General features: G+C 36.4%; 11 protein-coding genes and 1 pseudogene. 5 read left to right on the plus strand and 7 right to left on the minus strand.

The features are described from left to right. The first annotated feature begins 301 nt into the window (after positions 1-301). Positions 302-778, plus strand: coding sequence for a divergent PAP2 family protein (locus tag B494_RS0110385; protein ID WP_017472333.1), 477 nt, complete (start codon positions 302-304; stop codon positions 776-778). 82 nt (positions 779-860) lie between these two features. On the opposite strand, the gene B494_RS0110390 is transcribed toward B494_RS0110385, so the two are convergent. Then, on the minus strand, positions 861-1103 hold the full coding sequence (locus B494_RS0110390) for a hypothetical protein (RefSeq protein ID WP_017472334.1): 243 nt from the start codon (positions 1101-1103) through the stop codon (positions 861-863). 113 nt (positions 1104-1216) lie between these two features. Beyond that, on the minus strand, positions 1217-2422 hold the full coding sequence (locus B494_RS0110395) for an NAD(P)/FAD-dependent oxidoreductase (protein ID WP_017472335.1): 1206 nt from the start codon (positions 2420-2422) through the stop codon (positions 1217-1219). 253 nt (positions 2423-2675) lie between these two features. On the opposite strand from B494_RS0110395, the gene B494_RS0110400 reads away from it, so the two are divergent. Then, complete coding sequence (locus tag B494_RS0110400; protein ID WP_017472336.1) at positions 2676-3665, plus strand: NAD(P)/FAD-dependent oxidoreductase; 990 nt, start codon at positions 2676-2678, stop codon at positions 3663-3665. Positions 3666-3785: 120 nt separating this feature from the next. Here B494_RS0110400 and B494_RS0110405 read toward each other — a convergent pair whose 3' ends face one another. Then, a complete protein-coding gene (locus tag B494_RS0110405) occupies positions 3786-4145 on the minus strand; it encodes a HesB/IscA family protein (RefSeq protein WP_017472337.1) in 360 nt (119 codons plus the stop codon). A gap of 74 nt (positions 4146-4219) precedes the next feature. Continuing rightward, positions 4220-5077 carry a diaminopimelate epimerase gene (dapF, locus tag B494_RS0110410; protein ID WP_017472338.1) on the minus strand — a complete coding sequence of 286 codons (858 nt, stop codon included), beginning with the start codon at positions 5075-5077 and terminating at the stop codon, positions 4220-4222. 205 nt (positions 5078-5282) lie between these two features. On the opposite strand from dapF, the gene B494_RS0110415 reads away from it, so the two are divergent. The 3 genes from B494_RS0110415 to B494_RS0110425 all read left to right on the plus strand — a co-directional run bounded on the left by B494_RS0110415 (position 5283) and on the right by B494_RS0110425 (position 7762). Further along, entirely contained in the window at positions 5283-5504 is a 222-nt protein-coding gene (locus B494_RS0110415) for a NifU family protein (RefSeq protein ID WP_026065223.1), read from the plus strand. Between the two features lie 108 nt (positions 5505-5612). Then, on the plus strand, positions 5613-7076 hold the full coding sequence (locus B494_RS0110420) for a sensor histidine kinase (protein WP_017472340.1): 1464 nt from the start codon (positions 5613-5615) through the stop codon (positions 7074-7076). Between the two features lie 5 nt (positions 7077-7081). Then, complete coding sequence (locus B494_RS0110425) at positions 7082-7762, plus strand: response regulator transcription factor (RefSeq protein WP_017472341.1); 681 nt, start codon at positions 7082-7084, stop codon at positions 7760-7762. 137 nt (positions 7763-7899) lie between these two features. Here B494_RS0110425 and B494_RS21440 read toward each other — a convergent pair. The 3 genes and pseudogenes from B494_RS21440 to B494_RS20160 form a co-directional block, all read right to left on the minus strand. Then, positions 7900-8076, minus strand: a pseudogene (locus tag B494_RS21440) (IS256 family transposase); the annotation flags it as partial. 217 nt (positions 8077-8293) lie between these two features. Next, positions 8294-8851, minus strand: coding sequence for a GNAT family N-acetyltransferase (locus B494_RS0110430; protein ID WP_051128249.1), 558 nt, complete (start codon positions 8849-8851; stop codon positions 8294-8296). A gap of 405 nt (positions 8852-9256) precedes the next feature. After that, entirely contained in the window at positions 9257-10444 is a 1188-nt protein-coding gene (locus B494_RS20160) for a murein hydrolase activator EnvC family protein (RefSeq protein ID WP_017472343.1), read from the minus strand. Positions 10445-10492: the final 48 nt, after the last annotated feature.

A 10492-nucleotide genomic window follows, 5' to 3' on the forward strand; every position in this document is an offset into this window, starting at 1 on the left:
TCCTTCAATCAGTGGGTGCTTTCGCTCTTCCCCCACTGATGGTTAATTAAGTGAAGCCAGGATATTAACGTCCGTGCTCAAATAGATTTGCTCTGCTCACATTTTGTGATGGAGGTTTAATGGACGATTATTTGCGATCAACTTTCTCAAAATAAGATGGTTATATTCTAATGACTAAGTTTGCTTTGACTAAATTCACTATCCGATCAGAGCGTATTTATCTTGGACAATGACTTTCACAAATTAAATATGCTATAATAACCGATATAGATCTAGCAGAGATAGAGAGGATGATTGAAGGTTGGCTTTGTTTGAAAATTTTCCATTAGTTGTTGCGTTATTTGCTATTCTTTTTGCGCAAGGTGTCAAAGTACCGATACATTACATTGCTACTAAAGAATTCAAACCAGGCCTAGCCTTTAGTACAGGTGGGATGCCGAGTAGTCATTCGGCCGCTGTAGCTGCTGTCACTACTGGCGTGGGCATTGAACACGGTGTAGCATCTGGGATATTCGCTGTTTCTTGTATCTTTAGTATTATTATTATGTTTGATGCCACCGGTATTAGAAGACAGGCCGGCGAGCAAGCTATCGTACTTAACATGCTTGTCAAAGATTTTCAATATTTTGTTGATGAAGCAAAAGATTGGTCAAAAAAGAAACAATTCGAGAAGAAGCAAGAGCTAAAAGAGTTATTAGGTCATCAACCTATTGAAGTATTTTTCGGTGGATTAACAGGCATCGCACTTGCGCTACTAGCTTATCCACTGTTCACTTGAATATTTGGCATAACAAAAATGCAGGCTTAGCACAGTCTGCATTTTTTACTAATTATCCGCCCATTACTATGGAATTTATTCACTAAATCTCGTAAGGGTCTGAGTGAAAACTCATCTCAAACGCTTCAATTACATCTGACTTTACCTTCACAGAAATTTGTTTTGGGGTATAATCATGACTTATTGTGTGATTGTTTAAAGTTACCTCATTAAAGACATCATTAAATGTTAGATTCGTAGCCGCCATGATTGTTGTCATTAAAGCAAGTGTAAAAAGAATCGTAAAAAACAACGAATAGCTAATTTTCTTCAATCGATTGCTCATCTATGCTCACTCCTTTGGTCATTCAGCATAGACATCATCTTATCAAATTATACATAAAAGATAAAACGAACTTCAATCAGCGGGCGTTTTTCTGACAGTTACCCTGTGATAAATTATTTAGCTTTTCTAAATTGTCTCCAAGCCAGCGACCATCCGCCAATTTGAAAAAGAAAAAAATAATCCACTAGTTTCTTTAAGACTGAAGCAAACTTGCCGAAAATTCTTCTTTCTTCTCCAACTAAGCCGATCGCATCATTGGCACCTATTGAAGCAATTGTGCCTCGATTTTTAAAGGAAAAAGGCTTCATCTGACTTTTCCCATCTAGCTTAGCGATGACATTATATGCAGCCACTTTACCCTTTTGAATAGCTAAGTCGGCATTTGGTAAATAAGGTTTCCCACTTTTATCTCGAACCAACGCAACATCACCAATCACAAATACCTGCTCATACTTCGGAGCTGTTAAATCACAATTGACTTCCACACGTCCCTGGTTAGAAGGCAATGCCGATTGTTCAATCAACTGATTACCTTTTACACCTGCAGTCCAAACAAATAAAGAAGCAGGTATATCTTCAACCAGACCTGATTGCTCAATCTTTATATTTGCTCGACTTACCGACCTTATTTTCGTACCTAAACGAAATTCAACGCCTTTTTTCTCCAGTTGTTGCATGGCGTATTCACCTAACTCAAGATCGAACTCAGGTAGAACAGTCGGTTGATTTTCAATAGCGATCAGCTTAATCTTATTTGGGTCAACGTTGGCTTCTAAACAAAGCTTGGGTAATTGATCAACCCATTCCCCTAACAGTTCTACACCAGTAAACCCCCCACCCCCTACAACAAAATGGAGTGGTGTTTTCATTTCAGTCTTACGGTAATCTTCTAACACAGTAAGGATACGATTATACAAACGATTAGATTGGGCTAATGTCGTAATTGAATAAGCATGTTCTTGCAAACCAGGAATTTGAAAGGTATCGATTTCAGATCCGAGAGCCAAAATCATATAGTCATAATCATATATGTTGCTTTCTGTGCGCACACACTGTTTATTTACATCGATATCCTGAACCGTTTCTTTTACGATAGAGACAGATGTAGAATGAATCAGTGACTCAATATCAAACATTGATCTTTCATTTGAATAAAAACCAACCGCATTACGATGAAGCCAAGTTGTTTGATAATGATAGTGATGCTTATTTATTAACGTAATCACAACGTTATCATTAGTAAGTTTTTTTTGTAAATACAAGGTTGCTGTTAATCCAGCAAAACCCGCACCTACAATAATAATTTTAGTCGGATTCATTTCTCTCCCCCCTTTAATAGGCGGTTATTCTCTCCCTCACTATTTCATCACATCTCAATCTTAGCTTTTTTTATAAACATTTTCAATTGGTATTCCCTGCTTTAGCAAATAAAACCTGTAAATAAGAGCTGATTAACTGATTACTGGAGAACGCTATTGACATCGACGAGGTTTATTTTTGTAAAAAAAGGTATAAAGTATGTTAGAATGTTGATTAGTGACTTTGAAAGTGCAATAACAGGAGGATTAGAAAATGCCAGAAAAAAAAGTTTATGATATAACCATTATTGGTGCAGGCCCTGTTGGTTTGTTTACAGCCTTTTATGGTGGATTAAGACAAGCAAGTGTTAAAGTGATTGAAAGCCTTCCTCATATCGGTGGTCAGCTCAGTGCTTTATATCCGGAAAAATATATTTATGATATTGCTGGATTTCCGAAGGTTAGAGCACAAGACTTAGTAAATAATCTTCACGAACAATTAAGTATGTTTGAGCCCACCTTCTGTTTAGAACAAGCAGTTGAAGAGGTTGAACGCCTTAATGACGGTACTTATAAATTGACAACAGACACTGGGGAGCACCTTACAAAAACAATTATTATTACAGCAGGTAATGGTGCATTTCAGCCAAGAAAATTAGCGCTTAAAGAAGCTACGGCTTTTGAGAATCGCAACCTGCATTATTTTGTCGACAATATGATGCAATTTAAAGATAAACGTGTCGTTCTTTTCGGTGGGGGCGATTCTGCTGTTGATTGGGCTTTGATGCTTGAACCAATTGCAAAAGAAGTAACACTTATTCACCGCCGTGACCAATTCCGGGCACACGAACATAGTGTAGAAAAATTACACCAATCAACTGTTCGTTTATTAACGCCATTCGTTCCAGAAGCTCTGATTGGCAGTGATGCCATCGAACAAGTTAAAGTGAAGAAAGTAAAAGGTGAGGATGAGGTAATAATTGATGTCGATGATGTTATTGTTAATTATGGCTTTATTTCTTCCCTTGGTCCAATAAAAGATTGGGGTTTAACGATTGAAAAAAACAGCATCGTTGTCAATTCTAAAATGGAGACAAATATAGAAGGTATATATGCCGCTGGGGATATATGCACATACCCAGGTAAAGTTAAGCTCATTGCTACGGGATTCGGTGAAGGGCCTACCGCCGTTAATAACGCTAAAACTTATATCGAGCCTGAGGCTAGAGTACAACCGAAGCATTCAACCAGTTTGTTTGAATAGCAACACAAAAGAGTCATGATCGCATCGATAATGATGTTATCATGACTCTTTCTATTTTGGAAAGCAGTTCATTTATATAAAAGATGGTTTACAGTAACCTAGCAAATTATCAGTTGAAGCTTAACAATTTTCAGGTGATCCTTCTCTTTCCTTCGCTTTAAATGATGAACCACAGCCACATGATACAATAGCATTAGGATTATCGATCGTGAATCCGCCACCCATCATGTTTTGTTTGAAATCGATGGTGGTTCCATTAATAATCGGAATATCTTCTTTTTTAATAGTGACAGGGATCTGATTGATGTGATCAGCAATATCTGTTTGTTCATCAACTTGCTCATCAAAACCTAGCGAGTAACTTAAACCGCTACAGCCGCCCCCTTTAACACCAAATCGAAGCCTAACCTGTTCATTGTCTTCTTGTTTTAGCATTTCTTCTATTTGAATCCGAGCTTGGTCTGTGATATTCAGTACCATATTCTTTAAACCTCCTGCATCTATATTAGTACCAGTATAATCAAAAGCAAACCTAAATTCAAATGTAGCGCTTGTCACGTCAATATATACATACCTTTTACTGTTGTCACTGCTGGTCCAGTCATCCAGACATGATTATCATTAGACCATTGGATTACTAAATCACCCCCAGCTAAGTGAATGGTAATGTCCTCACCCTTATTAGCATAACCATTTAAAATCGCTGCAACAGCCGCCGCGCATGCACCTGTTCCACAAGCTTGCGTAACCCCCGAACCGCGTTCCCACACACGGAAGTGCATTTCATGCGCATCAACCACTTCAACAAATTCTACATTTACACCTTCCGGGAAACGCGAATCCTTAGTAATGATGGGCCCTAATTCATATAATGGCGCCTGATCAATTTGTTCAACAAAGAAAACCGCATGAGGGTTGCCCATCGATACCGCTGTTAATGACAAAACGGTTTCATCAACGGTAAAGCGCTCTGAGATAACCTCGGTGGTTGGAACACCTTGCATGGGGATATCACCACGTTTCAAATACGGTGCACCCATATCAACGGTAACATGTTCTACGCTATTACCTTGTTGATGGACTTTAGCAGTCACAAGACCTGCTTTTGTTTCAATAGTAAATTGTCGTTCTTTTACTAAACCATGTTCATAAGCATATTTTGCGACACACCTTAACCCATTACCACATGTTTTACCTTCAGAACCATCCTTATTAAACATCCGCATCCCCACTTCAGCTTGTTCACTAGGCGTGATCAAAATAAGTCCATCTGAACCAATGCCGGTATTCGGATCACTTACTTTTACCGCTAATGAAGCGAGTTCTTGTTCTTGTATATCAACGTCAAATGTATTTATATAAATATAACTATTTCCTAAACCATGCATTTTTGTAAAAGGAATAGACTGCATGTAAATACCTCATTTCTAGGGTTTATTTTGCTTAAAAATATCTTTATACATTATAAAACAAGTTAACATGTTTGGAAACATGTTAACTTGTTTTATAATGTACACATTCACAAACTAGAAGGGATAAGGATGAAATTAAATACTTCTTAAAGTAACAAATTAATGTTATAATATCTAGAGGAAGATAGAAAGGAGTAGATGGATGATGCAAGAACAAGTGCAAGAAGTTTTAAATAAATTACGTCCATTCTTACTACGTGACGGTGGCGATGTTGAATTGATTGATGTTGAAGATGGCATTGTTCGTCTTCGCTTAATGGGAGCATGTGGGAATTGCCCTAGCTCGACCATTACACTTAAAGCAGGTATTGAGCGCGCCCTTGTAGCAGAAGTGCCAGGCGTCCGTGAAATAGAGCAAGTATTTTAAACAGATAAGGCTACTCACCGAAAAAGTGAGTGGCCTTTTATATTTACACGACTAAGACTAATAATAAAACAAACCTTTAATCAGTGGGGGTTTTATAGACTGTTATCTGTGACAAATGAATCCTATATTTTCTGCACAAAAAATCGATATTTATTATTTATCTTTAAGGTAATTGGAGGGATTATTATAAAAAACAGAATTGCTATTAAAATTGCCATTAGTTTTTTTATTGTCATTTTTATTATTCAATCCATTCTATTTATTACTTTGTATAATTTTGTAGCTAAAGATGAACGGGATGAGGCTGTCAATCAATTATGGACACGTGGGCACTCACACAGCGAAGTATTAAGCGAACACTTTAACGAAGAAACAATAGAACATGTCGCTTTAATGGAATCAACTTCACCCTTGATTGCCATTATGTTAGACCACAATCACGAAATCTTAGCTCAATCGAATGGTATTGAGTCTGAAATAGAGGATATTATTTTAAATACTGATCTTAGCCAATTGTCTCAGCAAGGAAAAATCATTAATAGTGATTGGTTGAACGCCAATTATTTAGCTACAGTTAATCCTATTCAAATCGATCAAGACAACATCGGATTTATTTTTATGTTTACGAGCACTGAACAATTAAAGGGAAATATTCAGTCGTTAGCCATTCAATTTACAGTCGTTGGCATACTGTCACTACTTCTTACTATTATGACGCTATTTATCTTATCTAGAAAGGTATCAAAACCTTTATTGGACATGAAGGCTGCTACTCAAATGTTGAGTAAGAACCAAACGACCTCGATGATGTTACCAGTTAACAGAAACGATGAATTAGGAGAACTAGCTGATGCTATTACTAGTTTAGCAAACCATTTAACTCATTTGAAAAATGAGCGCAATGAATTTTTAGCCAGTATTGCCCATGAATTGCGAACACCTTTAACATATATCAAAGGATATACAGATATATTAACTAAGCAAAATACTTTAACGGACCTAAATAGAGACAAATATTTAAGAATTATTCAAGAAGAAAGTGATCGATTAACACTTCTAATCAAAAATTTATTCGAACTCGCTCAAGCTGATCAAAATAAATTTACGATTAGTACGCAAAAGGTGCATTTACACAGACTTGTTAGTGATGTCATTCAGTTTTTCCAGGTGTCTTTTCAAGAACGAGGTATCATGTTAACAGTGAATATCCCAAAAGAAATAGAGCTTCAGTTAGATCAAAAACGTTTTAAACAAGTGCTTATTATTGTTATTGATAACTGCCTTAAACATGCAGATAATCCATTCGATCATTTAAAAATTAATGCAGAAAATACCGATCATTTTATTGTGTTAGCAATAGAAGATAATGGACAAGGTATTGATCAAGACCACCTTCCTTATATTTTTGATAAACTCTATCGTGCTGATCAATCTAGGGCAAGAAAGAGTGGGGGATCAGGGTTAGGTTTAGCTATCGCTAAACAAATAGTAACCGCTCATAATGGAGAGATTGAAGTACACAGCACAAGAAGTAGAGGAACTAAAACGATAATTAAACTAAGAAAGGAATAGATAAAATGAGAAGGGCACTATTAGTCGATGATGAAGAAAGAATGCTTGATTTACTTGAATTATATTTGACCCCTCATGGGTTTAAATGCAGAAAAACAAGTAAAGGAGAAGATGTAGAAGATATCCTACGCAGTCAAACATTTCACATTATATTATTAGATGTTATGTTGCCTAATATTACGGGCTGGGACTTGTGCAAAAGGATCCGACACGTTTCAGATACGCCCATTATAATGATTACAGCACGCGACCAGGGAGATGACATTGTAAAAGGCTTAAAACTCGGTGCTGATGATTATATGACAAAACCCTTCGATGAAAAGGAGCTTTTAGCACGGATTGAGGCTATTTTGAGAAGAAGTCAGGCTCAACTATCTATTGAAATTGATGGATTGTTATGGAATGAAAAACAACATCAACTTAGTTATCGCCATCACATTATTAAGCTTACACCTAAAGAATTTTTATTAATCGGTACTTTAATGAGAAAGCCAAATCAAGTGTTTTCTCGCGAGCAACTGATTGAGTTAATTTGGGGATTCGATTCACACACTGAAGGACGTACCGTTGACTCACATGTGAGGAATATACGCGATAAGATACGGCAAACCGGGTTTAATATCGATGATTATTTCATCACGGTCTGGGGTGTTGGTTACAAATGGAGTAAAGAGAACAGAACATAACAAAAATATATTCTGTAAATATGATTGATTTTAGAGTCTGTAGGTTTATCACATACCTACAGAGAAAATATACTCCCTTTCATAAACGTCTACCTATATAGATGAGTCCTTCGGGCTTGTCAAGAAAAGGGTGTAAGTTATTCTAAATGCTTTAACACACGTTCATTACGGTGGTCATGAATGAATAGTTGATTCATGATCATTGTTGAATGTGGCCACCTTCCTCTTTCGTAAATACAAGACTTTTAGAAGAGCGTTCTCGGTGGAGAATGCTCTTTTCTAAAGCTAGAATATATACTTACTACGGCATTGGTAAAGTCGATTAAAAGGAGTGTAATATATTAGAAGATGGAGATCATGCCCTTTTACCACAAGTTGTCGTACAATTTAACCTCCCCTTAAACTACATAAGAGCAGCGGCAGCCTTTTATACTATCGCTATCCTTTATTTGAATAAAAAAAGCGTGCTGTACCCGCTCAAGATGTAAGATGATACCCTCTTCTTTTCATCAGAAGTAAACAACGCTTAAATTAAAAAGATTTATAATAAAGAACGGTAGTATGTAATTCACCATTTGCTGATTTGGCATAATAAGGGATTTTACCAGCCTGAATAAAACCAATTGAAGCATAAAGGAGATTAGAAGGGTCTCCTTCTCTTGTATCGAGAACTAATAATGACCTGCCCTCTTTCTTGGCTCGTTCTTCAGCTTTGTTCATAAGTGAACGACCAATACCATTACGTCGATAATTCGGGTGTGTCATTAGCTTTGCAATTTCAGCTCTATGATCACCATTTGGCTTAGTACAAAGCTGTAATTGTACGCTACCAACTATCTGATTGTTTATTTTAGCGACATATAAAAGTACTCCTGGATTTAAGACATTCAACCAATATTTATTAGCATCCGAAATTTGCAGTGGTGGTAAAAAACCAATCGATGCATCATCTTCTACTACCTGTATCAGAAGTTCGGAAAGTTCATCAACGTGTTTATCAATAATTTTCACTTGTTCAATCTGCACATTATTAACCAAAAGAATCACCTCAATAAAATAAATTATCTTCTTAATTATTATAGAAACCATGTATTGGATTAGTGAACTCATTTGATAAAATACCTAACATTTCTTTTCAAAAAAGGGGAAGGATAATTGTTCCTTTACCATAACTTCTTTAGGTTTCATTTATGTTAATCACCTAACGATTATCGCCTTTAGCTTAATAATTATTCTACCAAATAAAAAAACTGTGTGAATAGGAAATCATGGCATTTCTTACTCACACAGTTAATATTGCTTCCAATGATGTTGGAATCTATAGATTTATCAGATACCTACAAAGAAAATATACTCCCTTTAATAAGCCTTTTGCCTATCGATAAGCTTCCTTTATTCAATGGCAACCCGATTACGGATGGTTATCTGCGGTTAACGGATCATTCGCATTTGACCTGTTTTTTTTTACCAATCCGCTTTTGTTCCTGTTAAACTTTAAGGTAAAACATCAATTGGATTAAGGAGCTCACCATTATAATAAACCTCAAAATCAAGGTGAATACCTGTTGATCTTCCGGTTGTTCCCATAATTCCGATCACATCACCTTGGTTCACTTGTTGCCCTACATTTACATGTTTGCTTTCTAAATGGGCATATTGGGTGGTGTATCCATTTTGGTGATCAATCTCAATCGTGTTTCCATACCCATTTATCCAACCCGAAAATGTAACTATTCCACCATCAGCTGCCAAAATCGAATAATCATCAGGTCGAGCTATATCAATCCCTTTATGGAAACTTCCCCAACGTGGACCTTGGTATGAAGTAACCACACCTCCAATTGTAGGCCAAATAAATGTACTACCTGTATTGCCTGCCGGGGCATTTGATGGTCGCCTTGAATCACCTTGAGCGGTATTGCCCTCTCCAGATCGGTCATTATTCGGTTCTTCCTGGGACAATAAAGCCAATTGTTGTTCTTCTTGTCTCTCTTTTTCTAACTGTTCTTGTTCTATTTCTAATTGTTCTAACGTTAATTGATTAGCCTCCAATTCTTGTTCTAATCTTATTTCTGCTTGTTCCATTTCATCGATTTGTTCTGCTAAATTTTCGTTATCTTCTTCTAAGTCTATTAGTTGCTGTTCCAATTGATTTTGCTGCTCACTTATTTCTTCCTTGATATGTGCAAGATCTTTCAAGTCGTTCTCTTGCGCTTGATAAATGCTTTGGTCTTGTTCGATAATCGTTGAAACTGCAGTATATTTCGAGATAAAATCCAGGAAGCCTTCAGAACTTAATAAAACTTCAATATATCCCCGGTTACTATCATTTTGTTGCATTGCTCGAAGTCGATTACCCATTATCTCTTTACGTTTTTCAATTCGCTTCTCTAATTCTTGCATCTCATCATTCAATTGTTCAATTTCTTGTTCTGTTTCACTTATTTCACGTTCTGCCTTGTCAATATCCTGTTGAATTTGACCAAGTTCTTTGTCTTTTTCAAGCAAATCAACATTCATACGCACTAGTTCTTCTGAAATGCGCTCTGTTTCTTGATCAAGTTCATCTATTTCTTCTTGTTTTTCTGTAATACTTTGATCCAAACTCCCAGTTTCTTCGCCAATGATTTCTATAGGAAATATAGTTATTAATAAAGTAAATAAAATTAGAGTGAATTTCATAATTCAGAGTCCTTGAGCCCCAACGAGTTTGAGAGATAAAAAAGGAAG

Source organism: Amphibacillus jilinensis Y1 (genome assembly GCF_000306965.1).
In the GTDB taxonomy this organism is placed as follows: domain Bacteria; phylum Bacillota; class Bacilli; order Bacillales; family Amphibacillaceae; genus Amphibacillus_C; species Amphibacillus_C jilinensis.

Bases quoted from the DNA above. Each gene is read 5' to 3' on its own strand.
- B494_RS0110390 (WP_017472334.1), bottom strand. From the start codon at position 1,103: ATGAGCAATCGATTGAAGAAAATTAGCTATTCGTTGTTTTTTACGATT.
- B494_RS0110395 (WP_017472335.1), bottom strand. From the start codon at position 2,422: ATGAATCCGACTAAAATTATTATTGTAGGTGCGGGTTTTGCTGGATTA.
- B494_RS0110400 (WP_017472336.1), top strand. From the start codon at position 2,676: ATGCCAGAAAAAAAAGTTTATGATATAACCATTATTGGTGCAGGCCCT.
- B494_RS0110405 (WP_017472337.1), bottom strand. From the start codon at position 4,145: ATGGTACTGAATATCACAGACCAAGCTCGGATTCAAATAGAAGAAATG.
- dapF (WP_017472338.1), bottom strand. From the start codon at position 5,077: ATGCAGTCTATTCCTTTTACAAAAATGCATGGTTTAGGAAATAGTTAT.
- B494_RS0110415 (WP_026065223.1), top strand. From the start codon at position 5,283: ATGCAAGAACAAGTGCAAGAAGTTTTAAATAAATTACGTCCATTCTTA.
- B494_RS0110425 (WP_017472341.1), top strand. From the start codon at position 7,082: ATGAGAAGGGCACTATTAGTCGATGATGAAGAAAGAATGCTTGATTTA.
- B494_RS0110430 (WP_051128249.1), bottom strand. From the start codon at position 8,851: ATGGTTTCTATAATAATTAAGAAGATAATTTATTTTATTGAGGTGATT.
- B494_RS20160 (WP_017472343.1), bottom strand. From the start codon at position 10,444: ATGAAATTCACTCTAATTTTATTTACTTTATTAATAACTATATTTCCT.